This window comes from Haloarcula sp. K1, from assembly GCF_001647155.1.
GTDB lineage: Archaea > Halobacteriota > Halobacteria > Halobacteriales > Haloarculaceae > Haloarcula > Haloarcula hispanica.
In genome coordinates, this window is the sequence record NZ_LRHL01000016.1 from 16434 (window position 1) to 32523 (window position 16090).

The following is a 16090-nucleotide window of genomic DNA, read 5'->3' on the forward strand; positions in this document are numbered from 1 at the left end:
GGTAGCTATTCAGTAGCGTGATTGTTTATTTGGAGCATAGTCGTTCAAAAAATCTCACGCCGTTCCTCCGGAGTGAGCGATGTATCCGGGGCGGAGTGTGCGCAGTGTTCGCACTCGTAGCTGCCGCCCCCTTCTTCGTACGTAATGATTGGCGTCCCCAGTATGAAGAACGCCTCCTTTTGTTGGCGTTCGATGATCGCATCAGCGGCTTCACCACACCCTCGACACCAGTCCTCATCCTCGGCAACCGACTGATAAGTCACCTTCGCGCGGCCGAACGTGACCGCGCTGTACGCTTCGTCTTCGCTCGTCTCAATGAGATCGTCAGCCGGAAACGGCTGCACGTCGATCGTATTGTCGAACCCGGTTTCGACGGCCGTGTCGACGTCGATGTAGGGACCCAGGTCGACTCGATTGTCCCGACCGACAATATGGACCTCGACAGAGGCATTGCCGCGAACAATGAGTTCGTTGTTCGTCCCAATGAGATAGCAGCTGACACTGCCTGTCGCGCCTGTCACGTTAACGGTGGACTGACAGCCTGAGAGAACGACTCCAGTGTTGGGATCCGTTACCTCTCGCTGTTGTTGCCAGCCACTTACCGTGACGTCGTAGGTTGCGGGGTCACGAGACGGCGCATCGCTTGTGCCGGCGTCAAAGACCTGTTCGGGGCCACGCGCCGAGAGTGCCCCATCGACAGCGCCGTGGGCGATGAACACATCTTCGGCTGTGCCAACCGCGAGGTCACCATGGACGCCATCCGGTTCCGTGTAGCCATCCTCCAGCGTACCGGTGATATCAGTCACCGGGTCGGCCACGTCAGCAGCCGGTGTGATTGGCACACCGGTGAAGACGTACTCGACGTTCCGCAAGTCGAGATCGCCGTCAATCGAGTCGGGCTGTACATACATGTCTTCCAGTCCGGACATCCGAACCGGTGTCTCTATGCCGCCGTTGAGAGTTACGTCGCCTGTGTACTCGCTCATGTGTGAATCGGTCCGTTAGATCGTGGTCGTGGCCCAGTACTGCGTGATGCTTGTGGTGGTAACCACCAGCAAGTCGTGCTCTGGGTAGGTGTGGTACGTCTCGAACGTCCTGTCGTCGGTCGTGATCGCCGTATAGGCACGTGGCCCGAACTCGTAGCAAAGGTCGTAGTCCGCTTCCGGGTCAAATTCCGATAGTGGGAGTGTCATTGCCACACTAGAAACACCGTGTGGACTCGCAAGTGAGTCCATACAGCCCTGTTCGAGCGGAATTACCTCGGCATCCTGTTCGGAGATGGGTTTGCACGAGCAAATTTCATGGAACCCGAGCGAGTCGGCAGTAACGGCGTGTGAGTTGCCGATGACGCGGAAGGTAGCTGTCTCCCCACAGAAGGGGAGCGTCTGTGCTTGTTTTACATCCATCGCGTTGAACGACGGCGGCACATCAGGATGTGCCAGATAGAGTTCAGTCGTGGTCTGGTGTGTTGTGTCGCCCATTATTTAATGAGGATATCGTAGTTTGGATGGAACACGCTATTCGGCCGGACACCGGCGTATCTCGGCGTGTCTACCCACTCGACCGCTTGGTAGCGGTGCTGATAGCGGTTCATGTATGCTGTGCCGTTATGTGGCGAAAGCGAATCGCGCGGTGCCGGTGCGAGCAGTGTGAACCGCTCGACGCGCTCTGTCTCGCCATCTGCGTCAATATCTTCCCATGCGAAATACGGTGCTGCACTCGTCAGGCCGGCTTTGTGAACCGTGTTGTAGTACGCAGTTCTGTGCTGGGCGTAGCTGTACCGTGAATACGTCCACGTCGCGATCACGCCGTCTGCTGTAAGATGCTGGCGCAGCTGACTGTAAAACTCCACAGAGTATAGCGGGAGCTGGTCGTCGTCGGTCGCCCCAGGGATGTCCAGCAAGATTACGTCATAGCGCTGCTCGGACTGCTCAAGGTACTGGAACGCGTCTTGCACGCGCGTCGATTTGTTTTCGTATCGGTAGGCTCCGTCGTGGTACTGCGCAAGGAACGGATCGGTCTTCGCCCGCTGCATGAACTCGCCGTCGATATCGACGTGGTCGACACTAACCCCGTGGCGTTGCAGTCGGTCCATCGCCGCCCAATCGCCCCCACCGATGAGGAGAACCTTCGTGTCAGTACTATTTTCGAACATCGACAGCGGGACGTCGACGAGCCCTTGATGATAGCTGTCTGCCCACGACTCACAGAGTTGGACAGCGGAATCCAATCTGAGACAGTGTTCCGTGGTGGCACCGAAGTACGGGTTGTCGCCGCTGCCGGTCCACGTTCGGTTGTACTCCGTGACGCGTTGGTACCTCGTCGTCCACGTGTCTGTGACAGCAACGTCCATCGCCCCCGGAGCGTACTCCAACTCAAATTCTCGTTCGAAGTAGTACTCAGAGACGTCCTCGCCAACCGGGCCCGCGTTGACAGCCGCGGCACCCGTGCTTGCTGTGACGAGCAGGCAGACTGCGAACAGCGCCTTCCCCGTTGATCCTACTGGCTGTGGGAGTCGGCTTCGAAGCGTTGGTCTGTGTGTGTTCGCCGTCGTGCTCGCGAAGATTAGCGCAGCGACGCCGTTCAGGAACGCAAGGACGAACACCGACGGTATGAGTCCAACTGCCGGATAGAGGAAGAACACGTAGACAAGTGAGCCGACTAACCCGCCAAGGTAGTCAAAGCCCAATACTGCTGCATAGGCACTTGTTTCATCGGCTGGGTCGCTCGGCTTGCCCTCTCGCCGCTTGATGCTAAAAGCGGCGCCCAACACCACTCCAAAGGCCCGATTCAGATGGCTGGTGAGTCGCCGAACCCCGCGGGCGATACTGGAGGGGGGCCGCGCCGTATCCCGAACGGATTCCGATAGTGTGGTCAACAGCGGCAACTCGAACCCTGAGAGGAACCCGATTGTGACAATTGGGAGCCGGGCAATCGCGCCGACTAGTGGCGCGTATGCAGCGGGGTATCTGAGCGTTCCGAGCAGGATGACGAGGAGGAACCCAAGCGGTGCAACGACGGCGAGGTACGTTTCGACACGGAAGAAGTTCGACTCGGGGTCTGTCTCCAATCGGCCTGAGAGGAACGATCCTAGCCCCAGCGACGAGAAGAACAATCCGATGGTGAGGCCGTACTGAGTGACGCTCCCGCCGAAGACAACTGTGTAGAGTTCGGCAAAGACGAGTTCGTACGCAAAGCTACACAGCGCAACGATAAACGTGAGCGCGTGCAGCAGCGGGACGCTGTGGCGCGGATGGTGCGGTCGTGGTGTCATTGGGGGGACTCAGGGCGATGGACGGCGGACGGGCGAGCTGTGGGTCAAATTCGGGGTGAGACCTTCCACTTCTGGGCTATGCTGTAGGTATCATTGTCGTCCTTGACGAGGACATCGACGGCCTCCCAGCCGAGATTAGTGCCGTCGGCTGCGGTAGTGTGCGTGCCGACTCGGTACCAGCCTGCGTTCGTGACGTCGATACTAACTGTATCATCGGGATTTTGCCACGTCTCATCCCACGAAACCGGCCCTGGCGCAGGCAGCTCCTCGTCGGTGTCGCTTACTGGGCCGATGCGGGCAATGCCCACCTCGGAGATCTCGGTTTCGGCCCGGCGCACCTCGTCATCGTGGTCATCGTACCACGTCCCAACGTAGGCGCCACCGTGGTACTTGGCACGGCCTCGTCCAGTACGAGGCGCATCAGAATAGGAGGAGCCTCGGCCACGACCAACAGCACCGCGGCCACCGCCACCACCGCCTTTCTGTGCTTGGGCCGCTCCAACGGGACTCAGCGAGCCGATGACCGACAGTCCACTCGGTGAATCCTTGGCGTTGCTGTCGAGTGACTGCGCGTTCTGTCCATTGATTGGGACGCCGTCTCGTCTGGTGGCTACCCACGGGTCGTCGACGAGCTCAGCCAGCAGTTGGGCGCTATCGATTGTAACTGTGCTGAGGACCCGGGACCGGCGTGGCGGCGGGCTCTCTGAGCTACTACAGCCAGAGAGTCCGACCAGACCGGCTGTCGGAAGGAGGGCTGCGCCATGGAGGAATCTACGTCGGTCCACAGTGGGCCTTTGTCGGTGCATATAAAGAGTTTTTTGTTCAGAAGCGTGTTTCCTGCAAGGATACCCTTCCACGCGTCAATCGCCTCGGGGTCAAGCCCCGAAAGATTCCCGTCGTCGACATGCCATCGGATTTTGTCACCAGCTTCAACACCAGCCTCTCTCCGTACCACTGCTGGGACCGTCACAGAATAGCTCTCGTTCACTGTCGTTTCGTCTTCGACCTCGTGGGGCAGATATACAGGTTCGGGGTAGTCGATAAAATAATTCACCCCTAAATTTGCCGAGGGATAGTGGTTCTCAGGGACGTGATTGATCCATATTCGAAAGTACACGATACACTTGTTTCACTCACGTATACAGGTAATGAAACTATATTCAGCGATTGATCTTGTAAGCCGATAGGAATCTTTGCCAGACATGACACACCATCGATACGCGATCGAAAAACATTCATCCTGTTTGAATGTTCGGTCTGGCATGCGGCGTCGCCAATTCCTCGCAAGTGGAATAGCCCTCCCTCCAGTCGCGCTAGCCGGATGCGCACATCCAGCCGTTTCGCTTGACATGAGAGCGGCATCAGCAGACGACATCGCTAGTGAAGTTTCAATGACAGCGCAACCTGATTCAGGAGCGTACGGAGTCATGGCGGCAGCCGTTGAAAACGGTACCGCGACACGGCAAGGCTATGACCCGCTGTTAGATGGCAGTGATACTGTTAGGTTCAACAACTCCTTTTATCGGGTTTCTGAGACTATGCTTGGAACAAGTGAGGTGACTGTCTATGAGGTGTCTCTTGATTTCAATCCAACTGAAGCGGCACCGGAATTCGGTGAGATTCAATACGAGAATCTACCCAAAAGTGATCGTGAGCATTTCGACTACTTTTTTGCGGACGAAAATCCGCCAGCCGACGGTGAAGACTCGATTGACATTGAATATGGCCCTGTATCAGAAGTCAGCGACGACTCAGTGTTTGTTCCAGACCCACAGTACGATGTGCTGATCCATGACGGCAATCGGTATCAGATAGATGTTAGCTCACACTCCAGATCCCAGACTAAGTACCAGTATGAGGTGACGAAAATCGCACCAGACAGTGACATACTTGCCGACCGAATTAGAGAACAGTACTTGTTCACTCTCACAGACCTCACAGACGCTGAACGAAAGGTCGTGGAAGAAGCGATCGACAGTGCATATTACGAGAGGGACGAAGCCTTCCAGTCCGTGATTGACCGGATTCGCGAGCATGAGGGACTCAATGTAGGTGAAGGATACGGTACCTGGCTGATAGAATACGAGAGTGCCGAGTATATCACTCACGCTGAATGGGTCGACTGAAAATATCGTCCATATCCTGTCCGCCGCGTTGGAAATCCGCGTTCGCCGCGCTCAGGAAACAGACACGTTAGAGGGTGTCATAAAACGACCAACACACCAAAGAGCAGGGTCTATGCTGAGGTGGTATGCGCTCAGCGACCCTGCAAGATGATCCTTCGGTAGAGTCGTTCTTCAATGTCGCGGAAACCGAGACGTTAGCGTTGTTTGAGCCTTTCTCCTTCGAGTTTCTCGTAGAGTTCGACGTATTCGCCCCGGCGGAGACGGGGCGAACACGAGAGCACAAGCCACCAGGGCTGATGCGTGGTTTCTTCCACTGCTACTACCACGACACCTTCGGCATTCGTCCGATTGAACGGGAGCTACAGAATACGGTTGTCTGGCTTGGCTGTGGCTTCGATCGACCGCCGTCGAGAGACGCCGGTCGATCGCTTCCTTATCGACCTCGAACACGTTGTTGACGAACTGTTCGATGAAGAGATTTCGACCACGGTTGGAGAATCGATTGAGGTTGAAATCGACTGCTCGCCTGCCGCTATACCTCATCCATCTGATTATTCAGGGAGAGTACCAGTCGAAACCGTTCGTTCTCGGGACGGAAATCGAAGCGATTAATCCCCTATGCCAGAATAATGGTTCGGATGGAGGGACTATTGTTTCTGGGTGTCTTCGCCTGTCTAGCGGGCATCACAGTCATCTTCTATATTGCTGTCCGGCAGAGGAACGCTCCCGCAGTAGTCAACACGGCCGTGTCGTTTCTGCTGGTGTTCATTCCGGTTCTCGTCGATGTCCTTGCCCACTGGTTTTACGGAGTCCGAGTGGGACTTACCCCGGAACTTCCACTATGGATTGCCGTCACCGGTCTGTTTCACTCCTACGGTATGCTCGGTCCATACGACGAGATCTCTTGGTGGGACCACCTCACCCATACGCTGTCGGCGGCACTCGTGGCAGCGTTGCTATATGCTGGCGTGATAGTCGCCCTCGAGTATGCACCGGTTTCGGCCGGAAACAGTCTGATCTGGACCACTGTCGTGTTGGTTACGCTTCTGTCAGGAGTATACTGGGAGCTGATCGAACTTCTCGCGCGAGAGTTCGGGAGAAAGTTTGACCTCCCACCTGTACTCGATCACTATGGCCGCCGGGATACGGTCTTGGACCTGTTCTTCGACGTTGTCGGCGCGGTGCTCGTCCTCGTTACCGATCTGCGACTGTTCGTCCCAATGGCGGAGGTCTCCCCCGAGACGACGGTAGCGGTGCTGGTCGTAGTCCTCGGTGGGTTGGTCGTCGGATCGCTCGTCATATCGTTAATCGTCGTCGTCGAGCAAGCTGAGTCTAAAACGCAGACACACTCCGGTAGATTTGACTGATTCGGTGCCTAATTCGAGACTCGATCTTATGTAGTTCCTCAGTCTCTTATCGGTGGATAAGGCGAATACCCCGAGGCGAGTCACTCAGTCATAATCAGAACGATCAGTATGCAGCCTTCAGCGACCGGTTGTTTCGTGCCGTGTCGTATCTAATGAAATTCCCACAATCCCGAGGTTTCTCCCTCAGGAATCTCTGTGGGCACAAACAAACGCACGTCGCAGGACGGTCAGAAGAACATACGACTCGTACTTCTGGGTCTGACAGTGCTCGCAGGGCTGCATATCCCCGACGATCTCCTCGATAGTGTCGTCGTACTCGTCGGTGAGCGTGGTGAGTGCGTCCGTAATCTGGGGCTGGACAGCGTCGATCATCTCCTCGACGGCGACGTCGGCGGAATCTGGTAGTGAGTACGAGAGAACGATCGTGTTTGCGTGGTAGTACTTTGTCGTCCCGCCGCGGCCCTCCTCGAAGCGAACGACGTCAACGAGGCCAGCATCCCGTAACTCGTTGATGTGGTGGCGAACTGTGTTCTCCGTCCGGTCGACGCCACGATTGTCGAGGTGTTCGTGAACCTCGGTCGCGGTCAGAGCCTCCTCGGACAGAATGTCGAGGATCATCGCCCGCATCGGCTCGTCAATGGCGTCCGAAACCCGAGTATCTCGCACCGCGATGTCATCAAGACGGTGGTCGGTATCAGAATTACTCATACGAGAACTGAGCGCGAGCATGCGGGAAAAGGTAGCGGGACAAAAGTTAGGCAGGTGTCTATCGTAGAATCGAGTACAGAATGGACCCGCAATAGCGAAAGTTCTAGACGACCGATTTGACTGTTCCAACTCCCCATATCTGTATTCAAACATATCATCTAAAAAATACTTATTGGGGTGCGGGCACTACCTCAAACTGTAATGAGCGACACAACCCAGTTCCGCGTCCTCGACTTCGATTGCCCGTCCTGTGCGAGCACCGTCGAACGCGCCCTGTCGAACGTCGCCGGCGTCCAGCACGTCGAAGTCCACTACGCCACCGGCCGCGTCGAGATCGAGTACGACGACAGCGTCGCTGACCCCGACGCCTTCGTACAGACCATCGAAAGCCAGGGGTACACGCCCCAGACCGCCTAAAAACATGAACAAACAATCAATCACGCAGTACTACCGGAAACACCGGAAGGCCATCGTCACGGCGACGAGCGGCCTGCTCTACGGCGGTGGCTGGAGTCTCGGCTACCTCACGAGTTTCGAGATGGCAAGCGCCGCCATCCTCGTCCTGGCGACGATCGTGGGTGGCTACGACATCGCCAAGACCGCCTACCACGAGGTCACCAACCGGACGCTCGGTATCAAGACGCTCGTGACGCTGGCCGCAATCGGGGCCATCGTCATCGGGGAGTACTGGGAGGCCGCCGCCGTCGTCTTCCTGTTCAGCCTCGGCAGCTACCTCGAGGGACGGACGATGCGCAAGACCCGGACAGCCCTCCAGGAGCTGCTGGAGATGACGCCCGACACCGCGACCGTCCGTCATGACGGGGAACTCCAGGAGGTCCCCGCCCGCGAGGTCGAAGAGGATGAAGTCGTCATCGTGAAGCCGGGCGGAAAGATTCCGGTCGACGGGACCGTCGTCGACGGTGAGAGCGCCGTCAACCAGGCGCCCGTCACCGGCGAGAGCGCGCCCGTCCACAAGGCCGACGGCGACGAGGTCTACGCCGGGACGGTCAACCAGGAGGGCGCGCTCGAAATCCGAACGACGGGTGCGGGCTCGGATACGACGCTCGAACGGATCATCCGTCGCGTCGAAGAGGCCCAGGAGGCTCAGTCGCCCACGGAGAGCCTGATCGACCGGTTCGCGAAGTACTACACGCCGGCCGTCATCGTGCTGGCCATCGGCGCGTATGCAGTCACGCAGAACGCGATCCTGTCGCTGACGCTGCTGGTCATCGGTTGTCCCGGGGCGCTAGTCATCGGGCCGCCGGTCAGCATCGTCTCTGCCATCGGGAACGCCGCCCGGTCTGGCGTACTGATGAAGGGCGGCGAACACCTGGAACGCGCCGGCAAGATCGACCTTGTCGCCTTCGACAAGACCGGCACCCTCACGAAGGGCAAGACCACCGTCGCCGACGTCGAGGGGTTCGGCGTTGCTGATGACGAGATCCTCGCGCTCGCGGCAACCGCCGAGAAGAAGAGCGAACACCACCTCGCCGATGCCATCGTCGACGCGGCCCGCGAGCGACCGACTGCTGCGACGGACGGCGGAACGACGGTCGCCCGGGCGGACGATACGGACGCGGGGCGCAGGTCGGTCCCCGATCCGGACGACTTCGACGTGGTCGCTGGCAAGGGCGTCATCGGCCATACCGATGGCCAGGAAGTTGTTGTCGGCAACCGCGCACTGCTGGCCGACCGCGGCATCGACATCCCCAGTCGGGTCGCCGACTACGTCCGCGAGCGTGAGGGGCGCGGCGAGACGGTCGTCCACGTCGTCCGCGATGGGGACATCGTCGGTGCAATCGCGCTGCGGGACGAACTCCGGGAGACTGCCCCTAGCGTCGTCGCGGCACTCCAAGACGCCGGCATCGAGACGGTGATGCTCACCGGTGACAACAAGCGGACAGCCGCCGCCGTCGCCGAGGAGGTCGGCATCGACGAGTACCGCGCCGAACTGCTCCCCGAGGACAAACAGACGGTCATCGAGGGCTACCAAGCCGACGGGCACGTCGTCGCGATGGTCGGCGACGGCATTAACGACGCGCCGTCGCTGGCGACCGCCGATGTCGGCATCGCGATGGGTGCTGCGGGAACGGATACCGCCATCGAGACGGCTGACATGGCGTTGATGGCCGACGACCTCGAACGCATCCCGTATGCGGTCAAACTCAGCAAGGCGACGCGCTGGAACGTCCTCGAGAACGTCGGTCTCGCGGTGCTGACCGTGACCGTCCTGCTGGCGGGCGTGCTCACCAGCTACGTCACCCTCGCTGCCGGGATGCTGGTCCACGAGGCCAGCGTCCTCCTCGTCATCCTCAACGGGATGCGACTGCTCCGCTACTGACCACTAGACACGATCACCATCACTCATGACATCGAATTCCACTGCGACTGACGCGACCCAGGCTAAAACCAATTGGCAGGTCAACTACGACGTCGATCCGATCGAAATCCGCGACCCCGTCGCGGAGGCCCTCGGCGTCCTCGAACCGGGCGAGCCGTTCATCATCACCTACAGAGACGCGGTGAAAGAGGCGGGACACTCCTGTCCGACTGCCTCGGGTGCCTACCGGATCGTCCAGCTCGGACTCGACGCCCTGTATCCCGATGACTATCCAGTCCGGAGCGAAATCGAGGTGCAGGCGGCCGGCCCGCGAGATGACGCCGCGTACGGCACGATGAGCCGTATCATCTCGTACGTAACTGGCGCGACCGAAGAAGACGGCTTCAGCGGGCTCGCCGGCGGCTACGGCGGCCGCCGCGATCTCCTGCGCTTCGATATGTTCGACCCGGATACGGCGGAGCCGACGTTCCGGTTCCGTCGAACCGACACTGACGAGACCATCGAAGTGACCTACCACGTCAGCGATGTTCCTGACGGTGGACCCGTAATAGGGAACCTCCAGGGGATTCTCGACGGGTCGGCAAGCGACCACCAACGGGAGGCCTTCGCTGACGCCTGGCACCGCCGCGTGCAGGTCGTCCTCAGAGACGACTCGCTGTTCTCCGTCGAAGGGGTGTGAACGCGGCGGGACCCCTCACACTCGTAAACGAAACTGCCAAGGCCGATTGTCTCGAAACAGTCGAGGTCGAGCTAGCTGTCGAGTACGATATCGCCTCCTACGACGAGTGGCGCAATCTCGTCGACCCAGACTACGCCATACACGGACGGACCGTTGAGAAGGGCACGATCATCGACGACTTGCTCGACAGACTTGAAGGCTACTACCGCCGGCAGTCGTCCTCTAGATATGAAGCCCCGGACTGGAATCTCACGGTGACCGGCTCGGCGACTGCGTGGCGACGACTCTTGATGGAATTTTTCCCAGATGCGAGGTTCAGGTTCCGACCGTGCCCACAAAGGCACTCTTCGTCTCAAACGGTTGCTCGCCGCAGGCCTCGTAGACACAGGCGCAGCGCTGGCTGCCCTCGAACTCATCAACCAGTACGATCTGGACAGGGCCACGGACACGTTCATCGCAGAAGTGACGGACAGCACGGACGGCGAGTAGCCAACTCGTCCTGTCTTGGTCTCTGTCGGTTTGTGGTACCCCCAGCGTCGTGTTTAGTTAAGCGTGACAAGTGAGGCGGACGGTCTTATTATGATCTCTGCCAGAAATCGCTCGCCTTAACGGTTATAGAGAGTGGATTGATTTGGATTATTTGTGGAACGTGAACGGACTCCCGAGTCAGTAATGTCGCTGGGTGTTCAATCCCGCGTTGTGCGGCTTTCATTGTCGAATACGGTCGAATTACTTGGGGATCTGGGTGTCCAACGCAGTCAGAAAACCGTCCACGATTGGGTTCAGAAAGCCGATGTACAGCCAGACTCCGGTAATCACCGAATCAGATTTCGCTTGACGAAACAGCATCCCGATAAGAACTCGCGAACGAATTGTGGGGGTGTCGTTCGTCCTAATTTGAGATTGGAATTTCGACGCTATGTCAAAGAGAATACCAAGTATAACCGTATCAGTTATTCGTTTCGTTGTGACAGATCACTTCGACGCCATGGGATTCGAAGGCGTCGGACATCCCATCCAGATGTTTGTACCCAACAGACACCCAAATCTGGGTGTAGTCGTGTGCCGTCGCATCTTGTATTGTACGGTTCACCATCTCAATGTCCCGCCGCCCGAGTGTAGCACGAACAACGAGCCCGTGAGCCACGAACCCGGCGAACGCGAATGTGAGAGGAATAAAGTTCAGTGGGAGTAATAATAAAATTCCACCCCAGCCCAAAAGGACCGCAAGCGGCCGTTCATAATCCGATTCCTTACGGGCAAGATAGGTTAGACCGGTACCGAGTAGCAGAATTAGCACGAGTGCAAGTCCAACAGCAATCGGCTGTAACCAAAGAAATCCCCCGAATACTATCCACGAAACTCCGGTCCAAATTAACGAGAGTTCTGGAACGAGGTAAGAGGGGTGTGTATCGATTCGGGTTACTGGCGTGTCAGCCGCCGCGGCGAATTCTTTGATGACCTGGTTTTCTGCACCTTGTTGGTGGCCGCAGGTTAGTGCAACACGTGGGCCATAGATCATTTGCGTGACGAACACACCGACTACATAGAGTGGATTTCGAAGAGCCGTCTGTATATATCTCTTCATTCCTGGTACTTCTGATGGGAGCTCGTGGTAGAACGCGTCAATGTCGACGGAGGCGGTCAGTTTCTCAAGAGAGCGTTGTACAGCCTCATATGACCGAAAGTGAGATTCACCATGCAGATGGACTGTCAGATCAGTCGACTCCGAACCCATGAAAACCGATTATTCTACTCAAAGTCAACGTTTTTGTGGATGCTTTCACCAGTCATCACTGACTTCACTCTCGTCACAGAAGATGTCCTCATCAGGATAATCAACGAGGTAACCGAGCAGGTCATGCTCAGAACCTCTTCCGTGTTGTCTGTATAAATATTGCCGCCGATCAGCGTGATGACGCCACGCAGTGGTGGACAACACGGACGGCGAGTAGCCAACTCGTCCTGTCTTGCTCTCTGTCGGTTTGTGCTTCCCTCGGGGCCGAGGTTTAAATACGATGACGAACGCAACCATGCGTGTGACTGACCGGAATCCTGAGTACGATCCCGCTGATATCCTCGGCGCAGCGAGTTCCGACCCTGAAACGAGGGGGAACGGACGGGAACGAGTCCTCGAATCCACCAAGTATCCCGACCGTACAGAGGATGATGCTCGCACCTGTAGAACCTGCGGACAGGACATTCCACAGGATGAACGCCAGTGTCCGTTCTGTGCTCAAACCGGCGTCTCCGAGACTTCGTTCGACGATCAGGATAGCAGCCCACTTGCAGAGTGGACGTTTGGGCGGGTTATTCTGGCACTTGTCGAAGCGAACACTGACTTCCATGCACGAGCCCTCGGCGCTGCGGCCTTCTCCGTTTCCGACAGCATCGCGAGCGGTGAGGATGTCTCTCATGGAACGGTGAAGTGTCGAGCAGCATTTGGAACCGAGCCAGCCGCCACTCTCACGAAGGGCTGGCCCGACCTGCCAACCGAAACCACGATCGACGAGGAACCCGGACAGGCGCTTCTAGAAACAGCCGACGAACAGACCAACTGGGACGGGGATGGAGACGACGTCCAGCCACGGATCTATCTCGAGGACGGGTCGCCGGTCACCGACCGCTCGGAGTTCCAGCGCCTCACGGATGAGTTCCGAGAGGCTGATGGGACGTACTGGCTTGTTCCCGGTGTCGTGCAGCGCCATCAGGCAAGAGCCGAACCGGAGATAATCGGTATCGGGTTCCACTGTCGGCAGTGTGGCGCCGTGACGGGACACGAATCGCACGGACTCGATGGCTTCGAGTGCCACCCACACCTTGACCGCATGATCTGGACCTGCAGGGAGTGTGGACAGCACCGACACGAGCCCGAACAGGAAGATAACACGGAGGAAGTCACAGGCTATGAGCATCTCCCCGACGGCGTCTCACTGGAGGATATCCACGGCGACGAGCCAGACTTCCAGGAACAAGCGTTTCAGGACCAGATCAGTGCCTATCGCGAGCGGAATGGCTTCTTTCCGTGGAAGCGGTAGTCCTCAGTTGAAATTGCAGTCAATCCGGCAGTAGCCGATCCAAGACGACACTCGTCCCGTCCTCGGTCCGGGGCACTGTATTCTCCAGCAAGTGCTCGTCATTTTCGTCGACGTCGAGAATGCCGGTTTCGACGATGCGAGGACCGTCCTCCCGTTCGCCGGTGAGGGTCAGGCACAGCTGGCCGTCGACCTTCCCACCGACAACCGAGATCGTCGCAACTTCGTCGGGAAACGAGACGGTCGTCCAGCCATCGGGTTTCCGGACCCGCAATTCGGTCATCAGTTCTTCTTCTCTCGGCGAAAAGCATCAGCGCTCTGGCTGGGGTACGAGCCATTTTGTGTCTCCCTCGGAGCCAGAGGAGATCATGAGTACCACAGCGCCTTCCTTCGAGGAGTATGACTTCGACCGCGGCGACCACGTCCGAACCGACTGGACCGACGGAGACGGCCCACTCGATGCAGTCGTCGGAACCGTTACAGAAATTTCGCGTTCCGGCGGCAACGTGATCGTCTCTGTCGAGGCTGACGACGACCAGTATCCCGACCGCTCGATCTACGGCGGCACACACGATTGCGCTCCCGAGTGGGTCGAGACAATAGAGCAATCCTAGTCTGACAGCAAGGGAACTCGCCCGTATTTTGTGAGCCTCTACCGGGCGAGAGGCGTTCCAGAGAGAGAGCGTCTTGACTACCAGCTATGTCGAAAAAACACGCGATCCAGACCAAGTTGAAGGGCTACGTCGTCATGACTCAGAGCGGGCCAGACAGCCTCGGCTTTGGCACGTACACACGCACCTATCCTTCATATCTGAAAGAGCGCGTTGAGGCGCATCAGTCACCAGCAGCCGGCGTCGTGGTCAACGTCAAGCGAGCACGCCACATCGCTCGCGAGTACCACGGCTGGGATTTACCAGACGAAAGTGAGCTCCGTCACCAAGCGATGGCGGGCGATGCGTGATGTCCAGTGACTCGTCCCAGTATATGACCTGCAGAACCGACGAGTGCGACGCGCCGATCTTCGACGCCGAGCGCATCGCGTGTGTCGACGGAGAGTACGGGCCCTGCATGGCTGTCGGGCGTCACGCCGGCGTCTGTTCGAGCGGCCATCTCTCTGTCTGGGACGTCGCTGAGGCCTGAGTCCCGTCGAGTGCGTACTCGCCCGTATTTTGTGTCCCCCCGAGAGGGTGAGGGGTTTCCCGAACATGAGTACCGAACAACAGTCCGTCGACGAGCAGTCTCCAAGCACCGAAGCCGACGACAAACCAGACATTCGTGCCCAACACCGGCAGGCACAGACGAGTGGCGAGGTGTTTCAGGGACGTCCACGGGGTGAGAGATAGATGTGTTGTCCCGACTGCCGGCGGCCACGGTCAGCGTCGGCGTGTGTCGACAAGCGTTACTACGTCAATGGGGTGGCTTCCGACCCGATCCCGTGGGGCGAGGGCAGCCAGTATCTCACGTACAAGCTACAAGTCCTCCAGAGCAACGAACGGGCCGTTACCGTCGACCTCGAACGGTGGCGCGACCAGTCGTGTCCTGCCTGTGGCGTCGAGCACGGCGAGATACATCATCGGTTGTGCGACTACGAGGAATGCCCTGCATGCGGCGAGCCGTTGCTGCTGTGTTCTTGTGTCGTCGAGATTGAAGTCGTTGAACCATCCGGCGTGAAGGGCCGTCTCAAGCAGTCCCTCGCTCGTCTCCTGTAGACGCCAGCTTCTAGAGCGGGCTCAATGTCAGACCGGCTCCGTGTGGCGTACTTTTGTGTGCGCCGACGAGGGTGCCGGCGTCGCACTGACTGCAGTGCGTGGAGCGCCGGCAGGTCACGATCTACCAATGCACATGCTCATCTACGCGCTCGTTGAGGCATCGACAGCAGACGCAGCACTCGCCGCTGGCAAAGGCGTTTTCGACACCCTAGTCGGCGTCGACAGGCACTCAAACGCAGTGTTCGACTACTACGTCACGTTCGACGAGAGTTCCACCGTCGCAGGCCAATCCCGGTGGGGCGAGCGTCCGACCGCGGCCCCGGTCGACTCCGAGGCCGGGCAAGAACTCCTTGGCGATGGCTGGGAGACAACGAAGTCAGCGTTCGAACGTAATCTCCAAGCAGTCAAAGACGCCCTCGACGAGCTCTCAGACGAGGAGATTATGCGCGACAAAGACCTCNNTACGAGGAACACGGATGCGGGATTCGCGATCGGACGCAGCTTGAGCGGCTTCTGGACGAGAGTGATACCCTCTGGATTGTCCCCGCCGACGTCCACTTCTGAGGGAGAGCTGCGGCAGTCAGNNCGGGTGAGGAACACGAATGTCGGAGACTCCTGATTCATGCCCGAACGAGGATTGCGACGCAGATATTGTCAAGACCGAGACTGTCGACGTCGAGGCAGACCCACGGGCTCGTGACCCGCGCACCGAGCCTGTCGTCACCTGCGCGGAGGGCCACCAGCAAGTCATGTAGAATCGCTGGTCTGCGTTTCCGAGTAGTGACGACGCGCACGTTAATCGCGCGCGGTTGGAGACGAGAGGGACACGACTGCACTCGCGCTGGCAGTCG

The 16090-nt window shown here is 58.4% G+C and carries 20 protein-coding genes and 4 pseudogenes; 15 read left to right on the top strand and 9 right to left on the bottom strand.

Going from position 1 to position 16090, the window contains the following annotated elements:
• Positions 1-44: 44 nt before the first annotated feature.
• The 5 genes from AV929_RS06585 to AV929_RS22755 are packed head-to-tail and all read right to left on the bottom strand — an operon-like array spanning position 45 to position 4391.
• The gene (locus AV929_RS06585) at positions 45-986 is read right to left on the bottom strand and encodes a hypothetical protein (protein ID WP_064287810.1); all 942 of its coding nucleotides are present in this window, start codon (positions 984-986) and stop codon (positions 45-47) included.
• 15 nt (positions 987-1001) lie between these two features.
• Positions 1002-1481, bottom strand: coding sequence for a DUF2617 family protein (locus AV929_RS06590; RefSeq protein ID WP_064287811.1), 480 nt, complete (start codon positions 1479-1481; stop codon positions 1002-1004).
• Positions 1481-3274: a spermidine synthase gene (locus tag AV929_RS06595; RefSeq protein ID WP_014030772.1), complete on the bottom strand. Its 1794-nt coding sequence runs from the start codon at positions 3272-3274 to the stop codon at positions 1481-1483. The genes AV929_RS06590 and AV929_RS06595 overlap by 1 nt, the downstream gene beginning before the upstream one ends.
• Positions 3275-3318: 44 nt before the next feature.
• On the bottom strand, positions 3319-3933 hold the full coding sequence (locus AV929_RS06600; RefSeq protein WP_080504357.1) for a hypothetical protein: 615 nt from the start codon (positions 3931-3933) through the stop codon (positions 3319-3321).
• Positions 3885-4391: an AbrB/MazE/SpoVT family DNA-binding domain-containing protein gene (locus AV929_RS22755; protein WP_369802630.1), complete on the bottom strand. Its 507-nt coding sequence runs from the start codon at positions 4389-4391 to the stop codon at positions 3885-3887. The genes AV929_RS06600 and AV929_RS22755 overlap by 49 nt, the downstream gene beginning before the upstream one ends.
• Positions 4392-4536: 145 nt before the next feature.
• Between AV929_RS22755 and AV929_RS06605 the strand changes: the two genes are divergently transcribed.
• From AV929_RS06605 to AV929_RS06610, 3 genes and pseudogenes are all read left to right on the top strand, one after another.
• Complete coding sequence (locus tag AV929_RS06605; protein WP_064287812.1) at positions 4537-5400, top strand: hypothetical protein; 864 nt, start codon at positions 4537-4539, stop codon at positions 5398-5400.
• 125 nt (positions 5401-5525) lie between these two features.
• Positions 5526-5871, top strand: a pseudogene (locus tag AV929_RS21315) (IS5/IS1182 family transposase); the annotation flags it as partial.
• A gap of 167 nt (positions 5872-6038) precedes the next feature.
• Positions 6039-6767, top strand: a complete 729-nt coding sequence (locus tag AV929_RS06610; protein WP_064287813.1) for a hypothetical protein — start codon at positions 6039-6041, stop codon at positions 6765-6767.
• A gap of 183 nt (positions 6768-6950) precedes the next feature.
• Here the strand turns inward: AV929_RS06610 and AV929_RS06615 are convergent, their stop codons facing one another.
• Positions 6951-7475: a helix-turn-helix domain-containing protein gene (locus tag AV929_RS06615; RefSeq protein ID WP_008313730.1), complete on the bottom strand. Its 525-nt coding sequence runs from the start codon at positions 7473-7475 to the stop codon at positions 6951-6953.
• 201 nt (positions 7476-7676) lie between these two features.
• Between AV929_RS06615 and AV929_RS06620 the strand changes: the two genes are divergently transcribed.
• From AV929_RS06620 to AV929_RS21320, 5 genes and pseudogenes are all read left to right on the top strand, one after another.
• Positions 7677-7892 (top strand): heavy-metal-associated domain-containing protein, encoded by a 216-nt coding sequence (locus tag AV929_RS06620; protein WP_064287814.1) that lies wholly within the window; start codon positions 7677-7679, stop codon positions 7890-7892.
• Between the two features lie 4 nt (positions 7893-7896).
• Positions 7897-9816: a cation-translocating P-type ATPase gene (locus AV929_RS06625; protein ID WP_064287815.1), complete on the top strand. Its 1920-nt coding sequence runs from the start codon at positions 7897-7899 to the stop codon at positions 9814-9816.
• A gap of 25 nt (positions 9817-9841) precedes the next feature.
• The gene (locus AV929_RS06630) at positions 9842-10495 is read left to right on the top strand and encodes a hypothetical protein (RefSeq protein WP_064287816.1); all 654 of its coding nucleotides are present in this window, start codon (positions 9842-9844) and stop codon (positions 10493-10495) included.
• A pseudogene (locus AV929_RS22930) lies at positions 10432-10984 on the top strand (hypothetical protein). Before AV929_RS06630 ends, AV929_RS22930 begins: the two are co-directional and overlap by 64 nt.
• A 97-nt stretch (positions 10985-11081) precedes the next feature.
• A pseudogene (locus AV929_RS21320) lies at positions 11082-11349 on the top strand (IS6 family transposase); the annotation flags it as partial.
• Positions 11350-11444: 95 nt separating this feature from the next.
• On the opposite strand, the gene AV929_RS06640 reads toward AV929_RS21320, so the two are convergent.
• Positions 11445-12233, bottom strand: coding sequence for a hypothetical protein (locus tag AV929_RS06640; protein ID WP_014030761.1), 789 nt, complete (start codon positions 12231-12233; stop codon positions 11445-11447).
• 280 nt (positions 12234-12513) lie between these two features.
• On the opposite strand from AV929_RS06640, the gene AV929_RS06645 reads away from it, so the two are divergent.
• On the top strand, positions 12514-13533 hold the full coding sequence (locus AV929_RS06645; RefSeq protein ID WP_064287817.1) for a hypothetical protein: 1020 nt from the start codon (positions 12514-12516) through the stop codon (positions 13531-13533).
• 19 nt (positions 13534-13552) lie between these two features.
• On the opposite strand, the gene AV929_RS06650 is transcribed toward AV929_RS06645, so the two are convergent.
• The gene (locus AV929_RS06650; RefSeq protein WP_064287818.1) at positions 13553-13813 is read right to left on the bottom strand and encodes a hypothetical protein; all 261 of its coding nucleotides are present in this window, start codon (positions 13811-13813) and stop codon (positions 13553-13555) included.
• Positions 13814-13898: 85 nt separating this feature from the next.
• On the opposite strand from AV929_RS06650, the gene AV929_RS06655 reads away from it, so the two are divergent.
• The 6 genes and pseudogenes from AV929_RS06655 (at position 13899) to AV929_RS06675 (ending at position 15803) form a co-directional block, all read left to right on the top strand.
• Positions 13899-14144 (top strand): hypothetical protein, encoded by a 246-nt coding sequence (locus tag AV929_RS06655; RefSeq protein ID WP_064287819.1) that lies wholly within the window; start codon positions 13899-13901, stop codon positions 14142-14144.
• A gap of 86 nt (positions 14145-14230) precedes the next feature.
• The gene (locus AV929_RS06660) at positions 14231-14491 is read left to right on the top strand and encodes a hypothetical protein (RefSeq protein WP_064287820.1); all 261 of its coding nucleotides are present in this window, start codon (positions 14231-14233) and stop codon (positions 14489-14491) included.
• A 23-nt stretch (positions 14492-14514) separates the two neighbouring features.
• A complete protein-coding gene (locus AV929_RS22265; RefSeq protein ID WP_170084496.1) occupies positions 14515-14670 on the top strand; it encodes a hypothetical protein in 156 nt (51 codons plus the stop codon).
• Between the two features lie 65 nt (positions 14671-14735).
• Entirely contained in the window at positions 14736-14873 is a 138-nt protein-coding gene (locus tag AV929_RS22270; protein ID WP_196219981.1) for a hypothetical protein, read from the top strand.
• Positions 14874-15239 carry a hypothetical protein gene (locus AV929_RS06670; RefSeq protein ID WP_064287822.1) on the top strand — a complete coding sequence of 122 codons (366 nt, stop codon included), beginning with the start codon at positions 14874-14876 and terminating at the stop codon, positions 15237-15239.
• Between the two features lie 127 nt (positions 15240-15366).
• Positions 15367-15803 (top strand): annotated as a pseudogene (locus tag AV929_RS06675) (hypothetical protein).
• A 56-nt stretch (positions 15804-15859) separates the two neighbouring features.
• Here the strand turns inward: AV929_RS06675 and AV929_RS22620 are convergent.
• The coding region (locus AV929_RS22620) for a hypothetical protein (protein ID WP_230458858.1) at positions 15860-16090 on the bottom strand (231 nt) is incomplete at its 5' end.